This is a genomic window from Pseudotabrizicola sp. (assembly GCF_030656345.1).
Lineage (GTDB): Bacteria > Pseudomonadota > Alphaproteobacteria > Rhodobacterales > Rhodobacteraceae > Pseudotabrizicola.
The window spans coordinates 1-22,317 of the sequence record NZ_JAUSNR010000002.1; the positions used below are offsets into that span (position 1 = coordinate 1).

General features: G+C 62.9%; 21 protein-coding genes. 13 read left to right on the plus strand and 8 right to left on the minus strand.

Annotated features, from left to right (window positions below; translation table 11 throughout):
- Window positions 1-281 (plus strand): alpha/beta fold hydrolase (locus Q7J44_RS00060; protein WP_304875857.1); only part of this gene is annotated, 281 nt, incomplete at its 5' end.
- Window positions 282-294: 13 nt separating this feature from the next.
- Here Q7J44_RS00060 and Q7J44_RS00065 read toward each other — a convergent pair.
- From Q7J44_RS00065 to Q7J44_RS00080, 4 genes are read right to left on the minus strand one after another with little or no spacing between them, the layout of a single operon-like run.
- Window positions 295-1,011 carry an SDR family oxidoreductase gene (locus Q7J44_RS00065; protein WP_304875858.1) on the minus strand — a complete coding sequence of 239 codons (717 nt, stop codon included), beginning with the start codon at window positions 1,009-1,011 and terminating at the stop codon, window positions 295-297.
- The gene (catC, locus tag Q7J44_RS00070; RefSeq protein ID WP_304875859.1) at window positions 1,008-1,298 is read right to left on the minus strand and encodes a muconolactone Delta-isomerase; all 291 of its coding nucleotides are present in this window, start codon (window positions 1,296-1,298) and stop codon (window positions 1,008-1,010) included. Before catC ends, Q7J44_RS00065 begins: the two co-directional genes overlap by 4 nt.
- Before the next feature lies 1 nt (window position 1,299).
- Window positions 1,300-1,605, minus strand: coding sequence for a YciI family protein (locus Q7J44_RS00075; RefSeq protein WP_304875860.1), 306 nt, complete (start codon window positions 1,603-1,605; stop codon window positions 1,300-1,302).
- A gap of 4 nt (window positions 1,606-1,609) precedes the next feature.
- On the minus strand, window positions 1,610-2,935 hold the full coding sequence (locus tag Q7J44_RS00080) for a short-chain fatty acid transporter (protein ID WP_304875861.1): 1,326 nt from the start codon (window positions 2,933-2,935) through the stop codon (window positions 1,610-1,612).
- A 178-nt stretch (window positions 2,936-3,113) separates the two neighbouring features.
- On the opposite strand from Q7J44_RS00080, the gene Q7J44_RS00085 reads away from it, so the two are divergent.
- The 8 genes from Q7J44_RS00085 to Q7J44_RS00120 all read left to right on the plus strand — a co-directional run bounded on the left by Q7J44_RS00085 (window position 3,114) and on the right by Q7J44_RS00120 (window position 12,567).
- Window positions 3,114-4,127, plus strand: coding sequence for a cyclase family protein (locus Q7J44_RS00085; RefSeq protein WP_304875862.1), 1,014 nt, complete (start codon window positions 3,114-3,116; stop codon window positions 4,125-4,127).
- Window positions 4,128-4,429: 302 nt separating this feature from the next.
- Window positions 4,430-5,809 (plus strand): amidohydrolase, encoded by a 1,380-nt coding sequence (locus tag Q7J44_RS00090; RefSeq protein WP_304875863.1) that lies wholly within the window; start codon window positions 4,430-4,432, stop codon window positions 5,807-5,809.
- 16 nt (window positions 5,810-5,825) lie between these two features.
- Window positions 5,826-6,920 (plus strand): M24 family metallopeptidase, encoded by a 1,095-nt coding sequence (locus Q7J44_RS00095; protein ID WP_304875864.1) that lies wholly within the window; start codon window positions 5,826-5,828, stop codon window positions 6,918-6,920.
- Between the two features lie 140 nt (window positions 6,921-7,060).
- Entirely contained in the window at window positions 7,061-8,638 is a 1,578-nt protein-coding gene (locus Q7J44_RS00100) for an ABC transporter substrate-binding protein (protein WP_304875865.1), read from the plus strand.
- Between the two features lie 89 nt (window positions 8,639-8,727).
- On the plus strand, window positions 8,728-9,705 hold the full coding sequence (locus Q7J44_RS00105) for an ABC transporter permease (RefSeq protein WP_304875866.1): 978 nt from the start codon (window positions 8,728-8,730) through the stop codon (window positions 9,703-9,705).
- On the plus strand, window positions 9,702-10,619 hold the full coding sequence (locus tag Q7J44_RS00110) for an ABC transporter permease (protein ID WP_304875867.1): 918 nt from the start codon (window positions 9,702-9,704) through the stop codon (window positions 10,617-10,619). The genes Q7J44_RS00105 and Q7J44_RS00110 overlap by 4 nt, the downstream gene beginning before the upstream one ends.
- Window positions 10,616-11,593 carry an ABC transporter ATP-binding protein gene (locus Q7J44_RS00115; RefSeq protein ID WP_304875868.1) on the plus strand — a complete coding sequence of 326 codons (978 nt, stop codon included), beginning with the start codon at window positions 10,616-10,618 and terminating at the stop codon, window positions 11,591-11,593. Before Q7J44_RS00110 ends, Q7J44_RS00115 begins: the two co-directional genes overlap by 4 nt.
- On the plus strand, window positions 11,590-12,567 hold the full coding sequence (locus Q7J44_RS00120) for an ABC transporter ATP-binding protein (RefSeq protein ID WP_304875869.1): 978 nt from the start codon (window positions 11,590-11,592) through the stop codon (window positions 12,565-12,567). The genes Q7J44_RS00115 and Q7J44_RS00120 overlap by 4 nt, the downstream gene beginning before the upstream one ends.
- Before the next feature lie 7 nt (window positions 12,568-12,574).
- Here the strand turns inward: Q7J44_RS00120 and Q7J44_RS00125 are convergent, their stop codons facing one another.
- The gene (locus Q7J44_RS00125; RefSeq protein ID WP_304875870.1) at window positions 12,575-14,032 is read right to left on the minus strand and encodes an aldo/keto reductase; all 1,458 of its coding nucleotides are present in this window, start codon (window positions 14,030-14,032) and stop codon (window positions 12,575-12,577) included.
- Window positions 14,033-14,094: 62 nt separating this feature from the next.
- On the opposite strand from Q7J44_RS00125, the gene Q7J44_RS00130 reads away from it, so the two are divergent.
- The 3 genes from Q7J44_RS00130 (at window position 14,095) to gcvPB (ending at window position 18,242) form a co-directional block, all read left to right on the plus strand.
- Window positions 14,095-15,210 (plus strand): ATP-NAD kinase family protein, encoded by a 1,116-nt coding sequence (locus Q7J44_RS00130; protein ID WP_304875871.1) that lies wholly within the window; start codon window positions 14,095-14,097, stop codon window positions 15,208-15,210.
- 72 nt (window positions 15,211-15,282) lie between these two features.
- The gene (gene gcvPA, locus Q7J44_RS00135) at window positions 15,283-16,689 is read left to right on the plus strand and encodes an aminomethyl-transferring glycine dehydrogenase subunit GcvPA (protein WP_304875872.1); all 1,407 of its coding nucleotides are present in this window, start codon (window positions 15,283-15,285) and stop codon (window positions 16,687-16,689) included.
- On the plus strand, window positions 16,686-18,242 hold the full coding sequence (gene gcvPB, locus Q7J44_RS00140) for an aminomethyl-transferring glycine dehydrogenase subunit GcvPB (protein ID WP_304875873.1): 1,557 nt from the start codon (window positions 16,686-16,688) through the stop codon (window positions 18,240-18,242). The genes gcvPA and gcvPB overlap by 4 nt, the downstream gene beginning before the upstream one ends.
- Before the next feature lie 13 nt (window positions 18,243-18,255).
- Here the strand turns inward: gcvPB and Q7J44_RS00145 are convergent, their stop codons facing one another.
- Complete coding sequence (locus Q7J44_RS00145) at window positions 18,256-19,392, minus strand: FAD-binding oxidoreductase (protein ID WP_304875874.1); 1,137 nt, start codon at window positions 19,390-19,392, stop codon at window positions 18,256-18,258.
- A gap of 47 nt (window positions 19,393-19,439) precedes the next feature.
- Here Q7J44_RS00145 and Q7J44_RS00150 point away from each other — a divergent pair, with 47 nt between their 5' ends.
- Window positions 19,440-20,387 (plus strand): dihydrodipicolinate synthase family protein, encoded by a 948-nt coding sequence (locus Q7J44_RS00150; protein WP_304875875.1) that lies wholly within the window; start codon window positions 19,440-19,442, stop codon window positions 20,385-20,387.
- 2 nt (window positions 20,388-20,389) lie between these two features.
- Here the strand turns inward: Q7J44_RS00150 and Q7J44_RS00155 are convergent, their stop codons facing one another.
- Entirely contained in the window at window positions 20,390-21,151 is a 762-nt protein-coding gene (locus Q7J44_RS00155) for an SDR family NAD(P)-dependent oxidoreductase (protein ID WP_304875876.1), read from the minus strand.
- Window positions 21,152-21,154: 3 nt separating this feature from the next.
- A complete protein-coding gene (locus Q7J44_RS00160; RefSeq protein ID WP_304875877.1) occupies window positions 21,155-22,255 on the minus strand; it encodes an NADH:flavin oxidoreductase/NADH oxidase in 1,101 nt (366 codons plus the stop codon).
- Between the last annotated feature and the right edge of the window lie 62 nt (window positions 22,256-22,317).

The following is a 22,317-nucleotide window of genomic DNA, read 5'->3' on the forward strand; positions in this document are numbered from 1 at the left end:
AGATGTGGCGCATGATGCTGGAACGGACACCGGCGCAGGGCTATGCTGATGTTTGTGCTGCAATCCGCGATGCGGATTATACCGCTGATCTGGCGCATATCCGGGCAAAAACGCTGGTGATGGTGGGGCGCGACGACGCGACGACCCCGCCGGCGCTGGTGCGCGCGATGGCCGCGCAGATTGCCGGGGCAAAGTTTATCGAGATCGCCGATGCAGGCCACCTGCCGTGCGTCGAGCAGCCCGAGCGGTTTGTGGCGCTGCTGAAGCAGCATCTGGCCTGAAGGGAGGGGGCCGTCAGGCCCCACCCAACCCGACCGTGACCCCGCCGCAGACGAACAGGGTTTGTCCGGTCACGAAACCTGATGCCGGTGCGCAGAAAAAGGCGACCGCGTTGGCGACATCTTCGGGCTGACCCATGCGGCGCAGCGGCACCTTGTCGATGATCTGGCGTGTGAGGGGGGCGTCGGGAGGGTTGTTGGCCCAGAACGCAGCCGTGCCGATGGGCCCGGGGGCCACGCAGTTCACCGTGATGCCACTGGGGGCCAGTTCCAACGCCCATGTCCTTGCCATCGATTGCGCGGCCCCTTTGGTGGCGCTGTACAGCGTGCGATGTTCTTTGCCCAAGGTGACGCGGCTGGTGTTCATCACGATACGCCCGCCACCCGCTGCCTTCATCCCCGGCACAAAGACCTGCGCGCAGATGAGCGAGGCGCGAAGGTTCACATGGAACAACCGGTCGAAATCGTCCAGATCTACACTTTCCAGCGGGCCGGGGGCGACGATGCCCACGTTGTTGACCAGACAGCCCACGCTTTCTGTGGCGACAAGCTCTGCGGTGACCGCGCGGGTGGCATCGGCATCGGACAGGTCGACCTGAATGAAGCGGTCGGGGCTGCCCTCTGGTCTGGCAGTATCGAGCACTACGGTGCGGAAGCCGTCAGCCTGCAGCCGTGCGGTGATGGCCGCACCGATGCCGCCCGCACCGCCGGTGATGACGGCGGTTGGCGTCATCGGTCATCCTCATGGATCGACGAGGGGTGGTGGCACAGAGGGGATACGGTGATGTCCATCCATTGATACAGCGGCAGGCCGGTCAGCACATCGTGCAGATGGGCGTTGTCGCGGCAATCAAACACCGACAGGTTGCTGTAGCTGCCCGCCACGCGCCACAGGTGGCGCCAGATGCCCTGACGTTGCAGATCCTGCGAATAGGCCTTTTCCCGCGCCTTGATCTCTGCCGCCTGCGCGTCGGGCATGTCGGGGGGCAGCAGGACGGTCATGTCTACCTGATACAGCATGTCAGCCCTTTTCCAATGTGTTGCGGCGGTCCAGATAGGCCTGCCGCCAGCGGGTGATGAAGACCCGGTCAAACAGATTGCCCCGATGGAAGGGATCGGCGGCGATGAAAGCCTCGGCCTCGGCGTGGGTTTCCAGAGCGACAAGGTAGAGGCCGCCGCTTGCGGCCTGCCCGTCATCTGATAGTTTGGCCCCGCAGGCCAGCAGCAGGTGGCGGTTCGCCTCCAGATAGTCCAGATGCGCAGGCCGAAGCCGGAGACGCAGGTCGCCGGCTTCGGGTTTGTCGTAGGTTTCAATCATGAATGGCATCTGATCAGGCCCCCATCTGGCCCCAGATCGCCACGGCACTGCCGAAGATCACACCCAGATACAGCAGGATCAGCACCATATAGCCCATGATGTCGCGCAGCTTGAGGCCCGAGATGGCCAGCGCGGGCAGAAGCCAGAACGGTTGCACCATGTTGGTCCACTGATCGCCGATCTGCACGGCAACGGCGGTGGCCGGGATCGGCGCGCCAAGCTGGCGGGCGGCTTCCATCATCACCGGGCCCTGAATGACCCACTGACCCCCGCCCGACGGTACGAAGATGTTGATCAGGCCGGCAGAGATGAAGGACCAGATCGGCAGGGTCTCAGCCGTTGAGATGCCGACGAACCAGCTGGCAAAGGTGACAATCAGGCCGGAACCGGACAGAATACCGAGGATACCGGCGTAAAACGGGTATTGGATGATCACGCCGCCGAGGATTTTCACCCCGTCGGTCAGCGCCGCCAGAAAGCGGTTCGGGGTGACGAACAGCAGGATGCCAAGGAACAGGAACAGCGTGTTGACGAAGTTCAGCGTGATCGCGCCGCCGTTCCACAGGTAAAGTCCGGCATACAGCACACCGAACAGGCCGGTGCCGACGCCGATGATGGAACTGTTGTTCAGCTTTTCGGCCACGCTTTCGCGCGCTGTATCGGGCTCGGTCACGCGGGCCTGTGCGTTGGCGGCAACCTCTTTGATCTGGGCCGGGTCTTTCGGCAACAGCATCGCGTTAAAGAACGGCAGGGTCAGCACGATCAGCGCGCTGGTGATCAGCATGATCGGCGAAAAGATCGTCTCACTCAGCGGGATCAGGCCGATGGTTTCTTCAAGGAAGTGTCCGGGCGTGTTGATCAGCAACGGGACCGATCCGGACAGGCCAATGCCATAGATGGCAAAGCCGGAATAGCCCGCCGCGATGACCAGCGGATAGTGCAACCCCTTGACCTTATGTCCAAGTTTTTGCGCAATCAGCGTGCCGATCACCAGACCGAAGCCCCAGTTCAGCCAGGTCGCGCACCCGGCAATCATGGTGGCGGCGATAATTGCGCCGCGTGGGGTGGTGACGGGGGCAATAAGCTTGTCCATCAGCCAGTTGACCAGCGGGGTGCGCGCCAGAATGTAACCCGCCAGCAGGATGATGGTCATCTGCATGGTAAAGGCCAGCAGGCTCCAGAAACTGTCGCCCCAGTATTGGGTGACCTCCATAAAGCCGGTGCCCTGGCTGAGCATTGCGAAGACAACGGTCAGTGCGGTCAGGATAATGGCCACGACCAGCGGGTCGGGCATATAGCGGCTCATAATCCGCATGAAGAAATTGGCAATCGTGTTCATATGTTCTCCTCCCAAGGCTTTCCCGAGCCTTATATAGTTTGCTTATCAAAGTTTCTGAGTTATATTGTCAACGCATAAATTGTGTGGATGTGCGGTTCTTGGCGTTGTGAGGCAGCATCACGGACTGACGTGGCGGAGGAGTCGCGGGCTGCGCTGAGGCAAAACGGGTGGAGATGAAATGAATCGGTGGAAGAACAGTCCAGAAGGGTCAAACTGGGGCCGGTTTGGCCCGGATGATGAGCTGGGCACGCTGAACCATATCGGCGCGGCGCAGCGGTTGGCGGCGGCGACGGAAATCCGCGAGGGGCTGGCGTTCTGCCTGTCCTTGCCGCTGGATATTCCAGGCACCGTTTCGATCCACCCGCGCCGCAAACCGCCGCGCCTACAGCCGACGTTTCTGGGCGACACGCCCTATATCAACTATCCGCTCGAAAACGTGGCCGAGGGTCTGCAGGATGTGCTGAGCGATGATCAGGTGCTGCTGTCGACCCAGTACTCCACTCAATGGGATTCGCTGGCCCATGTCGGCGCGTTGTTTGATGCCGATGGCGACGGGGTGGCAGAGCCGGTGTATTACAACGGTTTCCGGGCCGGCACCGATATTGAGGGCCAGACCGAGGGTAGCCTGCACGGGTCTTTCGCGCGGCATCTTTCGGTGGCGGGGATGGCGCAAAGCGGGGTGCAGGGGCGCGGCGTGCTGGTTGATCTGCTGCGCGTCTTTGGGCCGGAGCGGCGGATCGTCGGGTTGACGGATTTGCTGGCGGTGATGACAGCGCAGGGGATTGAGGTGCGGCAGGGCGATATCGTGATGCTGCGCACCGGCTATGCCGAGGCGCTGCTGGACATGCAAAGCGCACCCGATCCGGAGGCGCTGGACCGGTTTGGCGCGGTGCTTGACGGCACGGACGAGGCGCTGAAACGTTGGATCAGTGACAGTCGGATTGCCGCAATTGCGGCGGATAACTTTGCGGTGGAAAACCCGCATCTGACCCCGGATGACTGCTGCTTCCGGTTGCCGCTGCACCACCATTGCCTGTTCAAACTGGGGATGCCGCTGGCGGAACTGTGGTATCTGCGCGATCTGGCAGAGGCGCTGGCACAACGCGGGCGCAACGCGGTGTTCCTGACCGCGCCGCCCCTGCGGCTGCCCGGGGCGATCGGATCGCCGGTCACGCCGGTTGCCACGATCTGACAGAGGGGCGATCAGAGGGGCTGTGATACAGCATCCTCGCTCAATCCAACCGCCCGGCGTCAGCAAACTCCACCAGACGGCCCACCACGCAGCGGACATTCGGGCTGAGTTATCATTGCCGGGCCCAAACGACATGGACATCAACGGTGCCCTGCACGCGAAGTCGATTTGGTCCTGCCCAGATGCATAAAATGTTCGCATTATAAACAAATGTGCGATATATTGAAGATGGACAAAGATCCTTGGCAGTAAACTGCATGCGGAAGGCCAGTACTTTGAGAAATTCAGATGAAATTTGGGCTTTGGCCGACGCAAAGAAAGACAGATTCATCGCGCTTGCAGACCAGGTCTGGGATGTGCCCGAACTGCTGTACGAAGAACATGAAAGCGTCCGCCTGCATACCGAAGCGCTGCGTGCCGAAGGTTTTCGTATCACGGAAAAACTGGGCGGGATCGCTACGGCCGTTATGGGCGAAGCGGGGGAGGGCGGCCCGGTCATCGCCATTCTTGGTGAATATGATGCCCTGCCGGGGCTGAGCCAGCGGTCCGGGTCTTTCCAGCCCGAGCCTGTGGTCAAAGACGGCAACGGTCATGGTTGCGGCCATAATCTTCTGGGGGCCGGGGCCCTGGCGGCGGCGACGGCGGTGAAGGACTATCTGCAGCGTCATGGCCTGCCGGGCAGAGTGCGCTATTACGGCTGCCCCGCCGAAGAGGGTGGGGCAGCGAAGACTTTTCTGGTGCGCGATGGCCATTTTGATGATGTCGACGCAGCACTGTCCTGGCATCCGATGTCGTTCAACGGCGTCATTCCGCCGCTGACCCTTGCGGTCAGCATGGTGGATTTTCATTTCACCGGACGGGCTGCTCATGCCGCTGTGGCACCGCACCTTGGCCGGTCCGCGCTGGATGCGGCAGAGTTGATGAGTGTCGGCGTGAACTACCTGCGCGAACATGTGCCGCAAGACAGCCGGATCCACTACGCCTATCTGGATGCAGGTGGGCGCGCGCCGAATGTGGTGCAGGCGCAGGCGACGGTGCGCTATTCGGTGCGGTCCCTGCGCGCTGCAGACATGTGCGATCTGGTGGCGCGCGTGGGCCGGATTGCCGAAGGTGCCGCGCTGATGACCGCTACGCAGGTCCGGTCCAACGTGGTGACGGCCATGTCCGAAATGCTGGACAATCCGCCGTTGTACCGCCTGCTGCACGACAACATGGCACGGTTGGGCCCGCCGGATTTTGATGATTGCGACCGCGCCTTTGCCCAAAGAATGCAGGCGACCTTATTGCCCGACGCCATAGAAGCCGCCTTCGCCGGTGCGGGCATAGACCCAGACAACGCCCCCCTGCACGAAGGCCTGGTGCCGCTGGAGGCGCGGGGCGTGCCGATGCTCGGCTCAACTGATTTGGGCGATGTCAGCTGGGTCGTTCCTTTTGCGCAGGCTGGGCAGGCAACCCATGCGCTTGGCACCCCCGGCCATACCTGGCAGATCACTGCGCAGGGAAAGTCGCCCGCAGCCCACAAGGCAATGATCAATGTTGCCAAAGCCTTGGCATCTACCGCTCTTGATCTTCTGACAGAACCAAAGCACCTTGCGGCGTCCCGTGCAGATCATGCAAGGCGGGTTGCGGCACAGCCCTATGTGCCGCCCCTGGCGGATGACGCCACACCGCATGTGCCATGACAAAAGGATAAGCGACGTGCAATCAAACGTGAACCGGCTTTCCGCCCTGCGTGACATCATGCGGCACAGCGGAACCACGCTGACAGCACTTGCCCCTGGCGCGCATATGCATTGGGTGCTTGGCTATCATCCTCACCCGGATGAGCGGCCCACATATCTGCTGGTCGGGCCTCAGGTGGCTGCGATGGTGGTGCCATCCGTCAATGCGCAGGATATCGGGTCACGCGTTGATGTGCCGCTGCATGTCTGGACCGATGAAGACGGCCCGTCAGCCGCAATCCGCAGCGCCCTCGTGGCGGTTCTGCCGGGTGGTCCGGTCCGGGTTTCGCTGGATGAGACGATGCGTGCGGATGCGGCGCTGCTGCTGCTGGATCAGCTGAATGCAGCAGAGCGTTGTTTCGCGACGGAAACCGTCGGCGCTTTGCGGATGCACAAGGATGACGCAGAATTCGCCGCGTTGAAGACGGCGGCATCGGCGGCGGATCATGCCATGCAGGCAGGCTTTGCTGCCCTGCGCCCGGGGCTGACTGAACGGCAGGTCGCGGATGCAATCCGCGCGGGTTTTGCGAAGAAGGACACGCCCTCGGCGTTCTGTTTGGTGGCCAGCGGACCGAACGGGGCCTTTCCCCACCATTCCACGGGCGACCGGGTGTTGCAGACTGGCGACGCTGTGGTCATCGACATCGGCGGCACCACGGGCGGTTTTCCCAGCGACATGACGCGCATGGCGCTGGTTGGTCAGGCCCCCGAAGGCTATGATGATGTGCACGGTATTGTTGAACGTGCGTTGCAGGCCGCAATGGCTGCCGCGCGGCCCGGCGTGGTGGCAAAATCGGTGGACAAGGCTGCGCGTGATGTGATCACGCAGGCCAGCTATGGCGAATACTTTGTGCATCGCACCGGCCACGGGCTTGGGCTCGAAGTGCATGAGCCGCCCTATCTGACCGCCACGTCAGAGACGATCCTGCAGGAAGGGATGGTGTTTTCGATCGAACCCGGGATCTACCTCCCCGGGCGGTTCGGCATCCGGCTGGAAGAGATTGTCATCCTGCGCAAGGATGGGCCAGAGATCCTGTCGTCCCTTCCGCGGGCGGCTTTTATCTCAGCCTGACAGGATTGTCGCGCAATGCAGCAACTGCGCAAAAATAGTGCTTGATTTGGCTGTGCAAAGCATCGCTTAATCCGCACATATGTTCGCTAATCGCACTCTATATGCCAGCGCTGTCATCACGCCACTGGAGAGGAAATGCCATGAAGAGAAGTCTGTTTCTGTCAACTGCACTTGCGGTTCTGTCCTGCGGGACGGCTGCACACGCCGAAACCCTGCGCTGGGCGCTGGCCGGGGATGCTCTGACGCTTGATCCACACGCACAGAACGAAGGCGTCACTATCATGCTGCAATCGCAGATGATTGAACCTTTGGTCTCGCGCGCACCGAGCGGAGAGCTGGAGCCAACGCTGGCAACGGAATGGGCGGTCAAGGCCGATGATCCGAATGTCTGGGTGTTCAAGCTGCGCGAAGGCGTGACTTTCCATGACGGTGCAACATTTGACAGCGAAGACGTGGTATTCTCGGTGGACCGCGCCCGATCGGATGCCAGTCAGATGAAGGGCATCATCGCTTCGGTCGCCGAAGTGCGCGCAACCGGCCCCTACGAGGTCGAGATCGTGACCAACGGCCCGAACCCGATCCTACCCGCATCGCTTACCAGCATCATGATGCTCGACAAGGGCTGGACCGAAGCCAACAACGCAATCACAGTGCAAAACGTGGCGGCAGGCGAGGTGACGTTTTCGTCCACCAACGTGAACGGCACCGGCCCTTATATGCTGGTCTCGCGTGAGGCGGATTCCCGTACCGTGATGCGCGCCTATGATGGCTATTGGGGCAAAGACGCGTTTCCGCTGGTCTTTGACGAGGTGATCTTTACCCCGATCCAGAACGCTTCGACCCGCGTGGCAGCCTTGCTGTCAGGGGAACTGGATTTCATTCAGGACGTGCCGGTTCAGGATATTGAACGCGTCAAGGCGACGGCTGGCCTCAAGGTCGAAAGCTCGCCCGAAAACCGCTCGATCTTCTTCGGCCTGAACGTCAGCGATACATTGGTCGGCGGCAATATTGACGGCAAGAACCCGCTGGCCGACGTAAAGGTGCGCCAGGCCATCAACATGACAATCAACCGCGATGCCATCCGCGATGTGGTGATGCGCGGCCAGTCGGTTCCCGCCGGCATCATCATGCCGCCCTTTGTCAACGGCTGGACGGAAGAGCTGAACGCGTATCCCACACCCGACATGGACGCGGCCAAGGCCCTCTTGGCCGAGGCAGGCTATCCGGACGGGTTCCCCATCACGCTTGATTGCCCGAATGACCGTTACATCAATGACGAGGCGATCTGTCAGGCGACTGTCGGCATGTTGGGTCAGATCGGCATTCAGGCCCGCCTGAACGCCACCTCAAAGGCGCTGTTCTTCCCGCAGGTCAACGCAAAAGAAACCGACTTCTTCATGCTGGGCTGGGGCGTTCCGAGCTACGATTCGGAATATATCTTTAACTTCCTCTACCACACGCAGGACGCGTCCTATGGCAGCTGGAACAGCACACGCTATTCCAACGCCGAACTGGACGTACAGATCAAGGCGATTGCCGCCGAAGTCGATCTGCCCGCACGCGATGCAATGATCGCCGACATGTGGGCGACTGCCAAAGAAGATCTGGCCTACATCCCGATCCACCATCAGGTGCTGAACTGGGCGATGAAGGACACGCTGTCGGTCACTGTGGATGCCGACAATCAGGCGCGCGTGAAGTATTTTGCCCTGAACTGAAGCTGATAAAATCCTGAAAGGTCCGGTGGCCGCAACCACCGGGTCTTTTTCGTTTACACTGGTTTTCAGCCTCATCAAGGATGGTGCAAATGCTTGCATTCCTTATTCGCCGTCTGATCCAGTCGGTTGTCGTTCTGCTGGTGGTGGGGGCGGTGTCCTTCGGCATGTTCCGCTTTATCGGCGATCCGGTGAACAACATGCTGGGGCAGGAACGCACGCAAGCCGACATCGCAGAGCTGCGCGACCGGCTCGGGCTGGACCGGTCGGTTGTTGTGCAATACGCCGTGTTCCTGCGCAATGCGGTACAGGGCGATTTTGGGATCAGCTACCGGCAGGGTCGGCCCGTGGCCGATATTATTGCCGAACGCGCGCCCGCCACGCTGGAGCTGGCGGCGGTGTCTGGTGTGATGGCGCTGGTTTTCGGCATCGGTCTGGGCGTGATCACCGCGCTCAAACGGAAAAGCTGGTGGTCAAGCGCGATCATGACTGTGTCGCTGGTAGGCGTGTCATTGCCTACTTTTTTGATCGGGATTTTGCTGATCTATGTGTTCTCAGTCCAGCTGGAATGGTTGCCCAGCTTTGGTCGCGGCGAAACGGTGAGGGTCGGCGGCTGGACCACGGGGTTTCTGACTCAATCGGGCATTATCGCGCTGATCCTGCCCGCGATAACGCTGGGTCTGTATCAGATGACCCTGATCATGCGGATCGTACGGTCGGAAATGCTCGAAGTGCTGCGACAGGATTACATCCGCTTTGCCCGCGCACGCGGATTGCGGGAGCGCGCGATCAACTTTCGCCATGCGCTGAAAAACACGCTGGTGCCGGTGATCACGGTCACAGGCCTGCAGATGGGCAGCATCATTGCGTTTTCGATCATCACCGAAACAGTGTTTCAATGGCCGGGCATGGGGTTGTTGTTCATCAACGCCGTCCAGTTCGTCGATATTCCGGTGATGGCGGCGTATCTCATGATGATTTCGGTGCTGTTCGTCAGCATCAATCTGGTGGTGGATCTGCTCTATTTTGCCATTGATCCACGTCTGAGTGTTGAGGGAATCAAAGCATGATCCGCCGCGTCACTGCGTTCTGGCAGTCAGATTTTGGCTGGAAGTTCCGCCATTCGCCGATGGCAATCCTATCGGCGCTGGTCACGCTGCTGCTGATCGGTGCAGCGCTGCTGGCCCCGCTGATCGCGCCGTACAACCCGTTTGAGTCCTCCAGCCTAAACCTGATGAACGGCTTTTCCGCACCGATGGCCCCCAACGCCTTTACCGGCGATGTCTTTTTGCTGGGCACCGACGATCAGGGGCGCGATGTGTTTTCCACCATCCTTTACGGTCTGCGCGTGTCGCTGTTCGTCGGTGTGCTGGCGGTGCTGTTCGGGCTGGTGCTGGGGGTGACCCTGGGGCTGATCGCGGGCTATGTCGGCGGGCGTGTCGATGGGTTCATCATGCGGGTGGCCGATATCCAGTTGACCTTTCCCGCCATTCTGGTGGCCATGCTGATATTTGGCATCGCCAAGGGGATCATAGCCCCGCAATACCGCGACCAGATGGCCATCTGGGTGCTGATCATCGCCATCGGCCTGTCAGACTGGGTGCCGTTCGCCCGCGTCGTGCGCGGCGCGACCATGGTGGAAAAGAACCGCGACTATGTGCAGGCCGCGCGGCTGATCGGGCGCAAGCCTGTAGCCATCATGGCGCTGCATATTCTGCCCAATGTGCTGAACCCGATCCTCGTCATCGCCACCATCTCGCTCGCCCTTGCCATCATTGCCGAAGCCACGCTCAGCTTTCTGGGCGTGGGCGCGCCGCCGACACAGCCGAGCCTTGGCACCCTGATCCGCATCGGCCAGACCTTCCTGTTTTCCGGCGAATGGTGGATCCTGCTGTTTCCCGCTGCCACGCTGCTGGCGCTGGCTCTGGCAGTAAACTCGCTGGGCGACTGGCTGCGCGATGCCCTGAACCCGAGGCTGAAATGACACCCCCCGTATTGTCCGTGCGCAACCTTGTGGTTGCGATCCCGTCACGTGCCGGCATCAGCCGCCCGGTGAACAACATCAGCTATGACATCGCGGCGGGCGAGATCCTTGGCGTGGTGGGCGAGAGCGGGGCCGGGAAGTCGATGGCGGGCAATGCCGTCATCGGCCTGCTGGACCGGCCTGCGCATATCGCCTCAGGCGAGGTCTGGCTGAATGGCCGTCGCATCGACAACCTGCCACCGGAAGAGCTGCGCCAGATCCGGGGCCGCCAGATCGGCATGGTGTTTCAGGACCCTTTGACCTCGTTGAACCCGTTGCTGCGGATTGGGGATCAGCTGATCGAAACCATCCGCGAACACCTGCCGATGAGTGCAGCACAGGCGCGCGACCGGGCGGTGGCCGCCCTGGAAGAAGTGGGAATCCCGGCGGCGGCCGAACGGCTGAACAGCTATCCGCATGAGTTTTCCGGCGGCATGCGGCAGCGGGTGGTCATCGCGTTGGCGCTATGCGCAGAACCCTCGCTGGTCATCGCGGATGAACCTACGACTGCGTTGGATGTTTCGGTGCAGGCGCAGATCATCGCGCTGTTGAAACGCCTGTGCCGTGACCGTGGCACCGCAATCATGCTCGTCACCCATGACATGGGCGTCATCGCCGAAGCGGCAGACCGCGTGGCTGTGATGTATGCCGGGCGGCTGGCAGAGCTTGGGCCGGTGCGGTCCGTCATCAAGGCCCCGCGCCACCCCTATGCCGACGGGCTGATGGGCGCGATGCCCTCGCTGGCCGTGGGGCAGCGGCGGTTGCGGCAGATCCCTGGTTCCATGCCCCGCCCGTCCAACATCCCTCCCGGCTGCGCCTTCAGCCCGCGCTGCCCGCGTGCGGCTGAAAAGTGCCGAAAAGACCCGCCGCCCACCCTTGACGATGATCCGCAGGGCCGCGCCGCCTGTTGGTTCCCGATGGAGCATCCCGCATGACCGCCTTTGTCGAAGTCACCCGCCTTGGCCGCAACTTTGATGTGTCGAAGCCCTGGCTGAACCGCGTGATTGAACGCCTGCCACGCCGCAGGCTGGTGGCCGTGTCGGACGTGTCGTTCCGGATCGAAGAAGGAGCCGTCTATGCGCTGGTCGGCGAAAGCGGCTCGGGCAAATCGACGATCGGGCGGATGCTGGCCGGGCTGATGACACCCAGCGAGGGCACGGTGCATGTGGGCGGTGCCGATCTGCATGCCGACCCCGGCGCGCGCAAGGCGGCGCGGATCCAAATGATCTTTCAGGATCCTTACGCCAGCCTGAATCCGCGTTGGCGGGTACGGCGCATCATCTGCGAGCCGATGGTGGTGACCGGCGGGCCGACCAAAGGGCTGGCTGAACGCCTGCTCGAACAGGTGGGTCTGTCGGCGGAAGATGCCGACAAGTTCCCGCATGAGTTTTCCGGCGGCCAGCGTCAGCGCATCTGCATCGCCCGCGCCCTTGCCGCAAATCCGCGCCTGATCATTTGCGACGAGCCTACCTCGGCGCTGGATGTTTCGGTTCAGGCGCAGGTTCTGAACCTGATGAGTGATCTGCGCGATGATCTGGGCCTGACCTACATGTTCATCAGTCACGATCTGACCGTGGTGCGCCACATGGCCGACCGCATCGGTGTGCTCTATCTTGGCCGACTGATGGAAGAAGCAACACCTGATCAGCTTTTTGCCACTCCCCGCCACCCCTACACCCAGATGCTGCTGGCTGCCGCGCCGCTCATCGACGGGCGCACGCGCGACATCGACCTGCCGCGCGGCGAGGTGCCGGACCCGATCTCGCCACCGCCCGGCTGTGCCTTCAACCCGCGCTGCCCCTTTGCCATCGATCTGTGCCGGCAAGTGCGGCCCGAGCTGCGTGATGTGGACGGGTCCCGCGTGGCCTGCCATAGGGCCGAAGAGATTGCGGTGCCTCCCGCGGGCTGAGCCAGCGTCAGGCCAGGCTGATGTCTGCCTCGGCCTCCACCTCGATCAGATAGTCACCGATCAGGTCGATCCCGCCCACCAGCGTATTGGCAGGCCGCGCCGTGCCAAAGGCGCGGGCATGGGCGGCTGACACCGCTTCCCAATCGCTGGCATGACGCAGATAGATGCGGGTCCGGACGACATCTTCCTCTTTTCCTCCCAAAGACAGGATGGCCGCCTTGACCTTGTCAAAGGCAAACACCGCTTGCCCATAGGCATCACCCGGGCAGACCGGCGTGCCATCTGGCGCGGTTGCGGTGGTGCCGCTGACCAGAATGCGCGCGCCACTGCGCACGGCACGGGAAAATCCGGCCTTTTCCTCCCAGATGCTGCCTGACTCTGCATGGCGACGGCCATTGCGGGTTACAACCGGAAACGGCGTCGGCAGCGCCTCCAGATGGTGGCTCAGATCGCCCGAGGCGGTCAGGAACGGGGCCTTGCGGTATTCATCGCCGCAATCACCGGGAATGGGGGTCAGCATGGCCAGCCCTGTCTCGATTTCGACATGATCCTGGGGAGTCAGGGCCACCGACAGCGCGCCCAGATTGTCTGCCCGGTGATCACCTTCGGTCAGTCTTGTGCCGACGATGCAGGCTGAAATTCCGGGCTGCGCCAGCGTCCATGCGGTGACGATGTTCGGGACCGACACATCATGCCGCCGCGCCACCCGATCCAGCATCGCAAGCAGCGCCTGAAACCGGTCCCACCCCCCGGCGCTTTCGATGAAGCGCTTGTATTTCATCCGGCTCCAGTCGTCGATCTGGCCGGGTTCGGGCGCGCCAAGGCTGCGGGCCGACAGAAACCCGCCCGCCATGCTGCCAAAGGCGAGGATGGCGATGCCGTGTTCCGCCGCCACCTGCGCCATATCGCCCCGCGCGCGACGGTCCAGCATGGAAAAGCACACCTGATTTGACATCACCGGAATGCCGTGGCGCAGCAGCATGCTCAAATGGGCGGCGTCAAAATTGGTCAGCCCGATTTCACCGATCAGCCCTTCTTCCCGCAAGGCGGCAAGGTGGGTCAGCGCCTCCAGATAGGCCTGATCTTCATAGCGCCACCAATGGAACTGCATCACGTCAATGCGCTCTACGCCCAGCCGGTTCAGCGCGCGGTCAACCCCGGCGCGGACGGTGCCTGTGTCCATCGGGCCGGGCGGGGGGCACCATTTGGTCAGGATCGTGGGCGGCGTCTCGCCCGCGTCTCGCATCGCCTTATGGACCATTCCGGCGACGATTTCGGCATTGCCATAGTGATCGGCCATGTCAAAGGTATCAAACCCGGCGCGGGCATAGGTCAGCAAGGCCCCGGCGGCGGCGTCCAGATCGAACGGGCGGCCATCGCGTTCCTGATCGGCCATCTGCCACAGCCCGGTGATCAGACGGCGCACCTTCAAGGTGCCCAATGCGGTTTGCGGCGGTGTTTGCATGATTGCCCCCTGTAATTTTCGCACAACTGTGCGCATAATGAACGCCAAGGCAAGGGGGGCACATGAAGATCGGTCTGGTTGTCAATCCTGTGGCGGGTCTGGGGGGTGCCGTTGGTCTGAAAGGCACTGATGGTTGCGACACGGTGGCAGAGGCGCTGCGACGTGGGGCTGTGGCACAGTCAGGCCTGCGCGCGCGCAGGGCTATTGCGCGGCTGGCCGCGCGTGTGCCGGGGGCTGTGGTGACGGTGGTGCCGGGTCCGCTGGGGGCGGATTGGGTGGCCGGGCTGGATCTGCAGGTGACAATTGCACCGATGCCCACCCCGACCGGCACTGCGCAAGATACGCGCGATGCCGTGATGGCGCTGCAGGGGTGCGATCTGCTGGTGTTTGCCGGGGGCGATGGCACCGCGCGGGATGTGGCTGCCGCTCTGGCGGGTCGCGCCGGCCTGTTGGGCATTCCCTGCGGGGTCAAGATGCATTCGGGCGTGTTTGCCATTTCGCCGGAAGCGGCGGGGGCGGCTTTGGCGGATCTGGTCACAGATCCGGTGGGCCTGCGCTGGGACAACACCGCCGAAATCATGGATATCGACGAAGACATCCTGCGCGCGGGCCGTCTGGTGCCGCGCCTGTATGGTCTGGCGCGGGTGCCGCGCTTGCGGTCGCACATGCAGGCGGCCAAGGGCGGGCCGCGTCAGGATGCGGCTGCAGCCCTGACGGGCGCCGCTGCCGACATCGCGCGCCGGATGCAGCCGGGCACGCTCTATCTGATCGGTCCCGGCACCAGTGCGGGCGCAGTGGCGCAGGCGGCGGGGCACCGGCCCACCCTTCTGGGCACCGATGCCCTGCTTGATGGCGGGCTGCTGGCCCGCGATGCCCGTTCGGAAGATCTGGAACGGCTTGCCCACGGGCGGCGCGTGCAGATCATCTTAGGTGTTACCGGGCGGCAAGGCTTCCTGCTGGGGCGCGGCAATCAGACCATTTCAGATCGCCTGATCGCGCAGGCGGGACGCGATGGTCTGATCGTGCTGGCGACCGCAGAGAAACTGGATGCTTTGGCACAACCCATGCTGTGGGTCGATACGGGCGATCCGGCGCTGGATGTCCGCTTGTCTGGTTTCGTACAGGTCCACACGGGCCTGCGTCAGCGCAGAATGATGCGAATTGGCGCAGCCGCATAAAAGACCTTGTGCGCAGGACGAACTTTTGTGCAAGAATTGCGATGAAGTAGATTCGACGTAAAGGAGCGCGTAATGACGGGACCAACCCGAGCCCATCCATGGATGGCCAATTCCGCACCGGGAATGATCGATGCCATGCTGGCCGAGATCGGCGCAGCCTCGCTGGCCGAGGTGTTCGAGCAAATCCCGCAGGACCATTTCCGCAAGACCCCGCTGAACCTGCCGCCACAGTTGTCATCCGAGATGGAGCTGAAGCGCGATCTGCTGGGCAAGCTGCGCAAGAACGCGACCTGTGAGGACAACCTCAGTTTTCTGGGCGCAGGGGTCTGGCAGCACCACGTTCCGGCGATTGTAGATGAAATCGTCGGTCGCACCGAATTTGCCACCAACGTCTGGGGCAGCTATCAGTCCGACCATGGCCGCAATCAGGCTTGGTTCGAGTTTTCGTCCCAGCTCGGTGCCCTGCTGAACCTCGATGTGGTGCAGCTGCCAGTCTATTCCTGGGGCTGCGCCATCGGCCACGCCATCCGCATGGCCGCGCGCAAGACCGGGCGTAAAAAGGTGCTGCTCGCACGTCTGTCAGACCCCGAACGCCTGTCGGTGATCCGCACCTATTGCCAGCCGCAAGAGATGGAAAGCGCCATTGAAATCGTGCTGGTCGAGCCTGATGTCAGCTCTGGGCGGTTGGATCTTGCCGATCTGAAGTCCAAACTCGGCCCCGATGTGGCGGCGATCTATTTCGAGAACCCGGCCTATCTGGGTACGATTGAAGCCGAAGCGGCACAGATCGCCCGCATGACCCGTGCAGCGGGGGCAGAGACCATTGTCGGTGTCGATCCGCTCAGTCTTGGGGTGATGATGGCCCCGGGCGATTACGGTGCCGATATCGTCACCGGCCCGGTGCAGCCGTTGGGCGTGCACATGAACTGTGGCGGCGGGGTGGGCGGCTTCATCGCCTCGCGCGACGAGCCGGAGTATGTGCATCAGTACAACGGCTTTCTGGTCTCCATCGCCGAAACCGTGCAGCCGGGACAATTCGGGTTCGGCCTCGCCTGTCCACACCAGAATTCCTACGGCCAGCGCGAGCATGGCAATGACTGGACCGGCAATTCCACCTATCTCTGGGCCATCGCCGGTGCGGTTTACATGAGCCTGCTTGGTCCCGATGGTTTTCGGGAACTGGGCCAGCTGATCATCTCGCGCGCGCGCTACGCCGCGCAGCAGGTGTCGCAGGTGCCGGGGGTGCGGGTCCACTGGCCCGACACCACCTTCAAGGAATTCGTGGTGAATTTCGATGACACCGGGCTGAGCGTCACTGAAATCAACGATCGCCTGCGCGCGCGCGGGATCTTTGGCGGCAAGGATCTGTCGGGCGAAGATCTGGGTCTAGGCCAGTCCGCCCTGTGGTGCGTGACCGAAGTGCATAGCGCCGCCGACATCCGCCATGCCGCGAACACCCTCAAGGAGGTGCTGAAATGACCCGTTTGCCAAACTTTCATGCCGCCAAATGGGACGAGCCTTTGGTGATGGAACTGGGCCGCCCCGGTGGCCGCGGCCAGCTTTTCCCGGCCCCGGAACCAGAAGTCATGGAAGCCATCGGCGACAACCCGTTACCAGAGGCGATGCAGCGCAAGGATCGCCCGGTGCTGCCCGAAATCACCGAATTCGAAGCGCAGCGACACTATCTGCATCTATCCCAGATGACGCTGGGCATGATGGGCGTCAGCCTGTTTGGCACCTGCACCATGAAGTACAATTCCAAGACCTCGGAGTTCGCGACATGGCGGCCCCAGATCGCCGAGGTGCACCCCTATCAGCATCCCGATACGCTGCAGGGCGTGCTGGAAATCATTCATGATTTCGACGGTATCCTGCAATCGCTGTCGGGCATGGACCAGTTCGTGTTCCAGCCCGGTGGCGGGGCCGATGCCGCCTATACCATGACAGCAGTGGCGCGGGCCTATTGGGCGGACAAGGGCCAGCTGTCGCAGCGCACTGAGATGGTCACCTCGATTCAGGCCCACCCTTGCAACCCTGCCACCGCGGCGGCGGCGGGATTTACCGTGATCAACCTGCCGCTGGAGGAAAATGGCTACCCCTCGCTTGAAGCGTTGAAGGCGGCGCTCAGCGAGCGCACGGCACTGATCATGCTCAACAATCCCGACGACATGGGGATCTACAACCCCGAGATCCGCGAATGGGTGCAGGCCGCCAAGGATGTGGGCGCGCTGTGCTTCTATGACCACGCCAATTTCAACGGCGTGATGGGCAAGCTGTCGGCGCGCGAGCTGGGGTTCGACGCCTGCATGTTCATGCTGCATAAGACTTTCGGCGCGCCAAAGGCCGGGGGCGGGCCTGCTGTCGGGGCCTTTGGTTGCACGGCGGAACTGGCCCCCTATATGCCCGCTCCGGTGGTGGTGAAGATAGGCGACCGCTACGCGCTGGACGATGATCGCCCGAAATCCTGCGGCAAGATCCGCGAATTCTGGGGCAACGTGCCTCAAGTGGTGAAGGCCTATGCCTGGGCGCGGGCGATGGGGGCTGAAGGCATACAGATGGCCAGTGACATCTCTGTCGTGGCGAACAACTACATGGATCACCGTCTGGCCCAACTGACAGGCATCGCGCGATCAAACCCCGATGTGACCGCGCGGCGGATGGAGATGACCCGCTGGTCGCTTGCCCCGCTGCACGAGGAAACCGGGATCGGCACGGTAGAGATTGCCAACCGCATGGCCGACTACGGCATCGACCCGTGGTGGATGAGCCACGAGCCGTGGATCGTGCCGCAACCCTTCACGCCGGAGGCGGGGGAGCTGTGGTCGAAGGAAGACATCGACCTGTGGATCGACGTGCTGGCCAGGATCATGCAAGAGGCGCGTGAAAACCCGGAACTGGTGCGCACTGCCCCGCACAACCAACCGATTGCGCAGGTCAAGGGCGATGCGTTTGAAGACCCGTCGCAATGGGCGATGACCTGGCGGGCCTATCAACGCAAGCGTGATCAGCTTGCGGCGAAAGGCGCGGCCTGACCCTATGACCACCCTAGTCCGCCAGGACCGAAATGCCCGTGAGTGGCAAGGTTGGCGGCCGACCCAGAACAAGGTCGGCCGTGATCCGTGCGGTCATCGGTCCGGCGCTGAACCCTACCCAAGGGAACAGCGCAAGGAAGAACCCCGGAAATCCGGGCGCTTCGCCCAGAATTGGCCGCCAGTCCGGCGTGCCGTTGACCCATGCGGTCCAGGACCGCAGGGCACGCACGCCTGCAACGGACGGCACCACCCCGGCGGCCATGCCCATGTTGCCGGTCAGGCTGCGCGGGTCGGTCACCAGCCCCTCACCGCGCCGCGCCGCGGGCCAGCCGCCGCCGATCACAAGCCCGCCATTGGCGACCTGTTTCAACGACAGCTTGCCAGCCGCCGAGTAGACCAGATGCGGGATGGTGGCGGCCATCGGCTCGGTCACCGTGACCTGCAACGGGAAGCCCTCGATGCCCAGCCTCAGCCCCAGCATGCCCGCGATCTGCCCCGCCGCCGCTCCGGCAGCGTTGACCACGCGACCCGCCTGCACCCGACCCTTTTCGGTCACAACAGCGTAACCACTGCCGTCCACCTCGATTGCCGTCACGCGCGTATGCCGGTGAATCACCGCACCTGCCCGCTCTGCCGCCGCCGCAATGGCGGGCGTGGCGCGCAGTGGGTTGGCCTTGCCTTCACGCGCGCAATACCCGGCCCCGACGGCATTTTCGGCCAGATACGGCGCGATGTCGCGCAACTCGGCCCGGTTCAGCACCACCGTCTCTACCCCCGCCTCCGCCTCGATCCGCGCCTTGGCGGCAATGGCTTGCATCTGCGCATCCGTCCGTGCCACCACCAGCCCGCCCGCGAGCTTCACCTGCAGATCCTCTCCCACGCGGTCAGACAAACCCTGCCACAGCGTCAGCGAATTCGTCAGCAGCCGCAGGCAGGGTGCATAGGCGCGGGCCCAAGCCTCACCATACGCGACGAATTCCGGGTACTGGATCTGCAAATGGATCGACCCCGCATTGGCACCCGAGGCCTGCGCGCCCAGCTCGCCCGCCTCCAGCAACAGCACATCGGCCCCGTCTTCGGCCAGGTACATCGCGGTCATCAGACCGGCGATGCCACCACCAATTACCACAACATCCGCTTTACGTTGCATCACACCCCATGTGCCGGTTCAAACCGGTCATCAGAAAGGACAAAGACATGAAAACCTTCTCTGGCAGTTACACTGTCACTGTGACCCCCTTCACCGAAGGCGGGGCAGAGATCGACTACGCCGCATGGCGCCGGTTTCTCGACTGGCAGCTGGCCTGCGGTGTGCCAGGCATCATCATCCTGGGCACCACCGGCGAATTCCTGACCCTGACCGATGACGAGCGCGGTGCCTTTGTCGAGGCGACGGTCAAGCACATCGCCGGGCGCATCCCGGTCATGGTCGGCACGATGAACGCCTATACCCCGAACGCCGTGCGCTACTCCAAACAGGCAGAGGATCTCGGGGCCGACGGGCTGATGATCGTCCCGCCCTATTACTACACGCCGACCGAGGACGAGATCTTCAACTATTACAAGGCGATCTGCGAAGCCTGTAGCCTTCCCATCATGCTCTACAACAACCCCTTTACAACGAATGTCGACATGTCGGCCAAACTGGTGGGACGTCTGACCAAGAGCTTTGACCAGATCCGCTACATCAAGGAAGCCAGCCAGCGGATCGAGCGGATCAACGCGATCATCGTAGAATCCGACGGGTTGATGAATGTCTGGGCCGGTCAGCAGGTGCTGGAAAGCTACAAGATGGGTGCGGTCGGCTATGTGAACCCCTATGGCAACTACATTCCGCGCGCGACTGTGAAGTTCGTGGAATGGGCGGAGCAGGGGCGTTGGGATGATGTCTGGGCGGTGCAACGCATTATCCAGCAGTTCGACACGATCATCACCAAGGGGCATCCGTTGTACGGGCACCAGTGCTATTCCAAAGCGCTGGCGGCGGCGGCGGGCTATCCCGTGGGCGACGTGCGCGCGCCGATCACCACCTTTGCCAGCCTTGGCGATGAAGGCCGTGACCGCGTGGCGGCGATGGTCCCGCTGATGGCGGAACTGGACCGGGTGGTGGACCGGATCGAGGGGCGCGCGAAGGCCGCGGAATAGGCTCATCGGATGTAAGCCGCACCGTTCACGTCAAGGGTCGCGCCGGTCAGATGCCGCGCGCGGCCCGAGGCGAGGAACACCGCCAGTTCGGCAATGTCCTGCGGTGGCACCCATTCCCCCATCGGCAGTTGCGCGGTCACCGCCGCCACCCCGCCGGTACGCTCGGCGCTTTCCACACTCATCTGCGTCGCGACCACACCGGGGGCAATGACGTAAGCCAGAATGCCATCTTTCGCATGGGTTCGGGCTACAGTCTTGGTGGCCGCCGCAATTGCCGCCTTGGTCGCGGCATAGGCGATGGCACCGGGGTTGGTGGTGCCGCGTGTGGTAACCCATGACCCGATGCCGATGATGGCCCCGGATTGACCTGCCGCCAGCCAGTCGCGCACCGCCAGCCGCATCAGCTGCGCCGGCGACAGCACATTGACGCGCCACGCCTCGTCCCATGTCTCGTCCCACAGAGCCGCATCATCCGCGATGCCGCCCGCCTGCCGCATGATGGCGGCATTGTTCACCACCACATCCGGCAGCCCATCTGCGCAGACTTCGGCCCAGAACGCCGAAAGGCTGGCAGGATCACCGAAATCCGCTGACATCAGCCGGGCGCGGTCGGGGGCCATGGCCACCGCCGCCTCCGCCCCCTCCCGATCCCGCCCGTAATGCGCGATCACCTGCGCCCCCGCCCCCAGCATAGCCGAGGCGATGGCGGCCCCGATCCCTTTTGAGGCTCCGGTAACCAGAACCTTGCGTCCCTCCAGCATCATCGCCTACTTCCTTGTGATGAACGGCGTATTGCGCAGCGCCGGGTTCGACCGCGCATAAGATGCCGGCAGCACGATCTGCTCCCCCAGCGCCAGTGCTGCACGCCATGCCCAATGCGGGTCCCACAGCATGCCGCGCGCGATCGAGATCATGTCGGCCTGCCCCGCCATCAGGATCGTCTCCGCCTGCACCGCCTCGGTGATCTGGCCGACAGCCATGGTCGGGATGCCGCTTTCCGCCCGGATCTTGCCGGAAAAGGCTACTTGATACCCCGGTCCTGTCACGATCTTCTGCCGGTTGTCCAACCCGCCCGATGACACGTCAATCATGTCGCACCCCGCGTCGCGCAGTGCGATGGACAGGGCCACCGCCTCATCCGGGTTCCAGCCGCCCTCCACCCAGTCGGTCGCCGACAGGCGCAGGATCACCGGGACATCATCTGGCACCACGGCGCGCACCGCCCGGAACACTTCCAGCGTCAGGCGCAGGCGGTTTTCCAGCGAACCACCGTAGCGGTCGGTCCGCTGGTTCGACAGCGGCGACAGGAACTGGTGCAGCAGATAGCCGTGCGCCGCATGAATCTGGATCAGGTCAAACCCGGCGCGCACCGCTCTTTTGGCGCTGTCGGCAAAGGCGGTGATCACATCGGAAATTGCGGTTTCATCCATAGCGCGCGGGGTGGGCCATGTGTCCAGATAGGGCAGGGCGCTGGGCCCCACCGTTTCCCACGCTGCATCGCCCTGGGCCGGGCCACTGCCCTCCCACGGTGGCAGTGTGCTCGCCTTGCGCCCCGCATGGGCCAACTGGATGCCGATCTTGGCCGGGCTGTAGCGTCGTACGAAATCGACGACGCCTGCAAAGGCCGCCTCTTGCGCGTCATTCCACAGGCCGGGGCAGCCGGGGGTAATGCGCCCTTCTGGCACCACGCCCGTGGCTTCGGCAATGATCAGCCCCACGCCACCAAGCGCAAACTGGCCCAGATGCACCATGTGCCAGTCTGACGGCACACCGTCGTGGGCCTGATATTGGCACATCGGTGCCACGGTGATGCGGTTGGGGACCGTCAGGCCGCGGATGTCGATGGGGGAAAACAGGGTGCTTGCCATGTCCGTTCCTTTAATTTGTGATTGAACCCATGGTTCGTGCGATATATGAACTTATGTGCGTC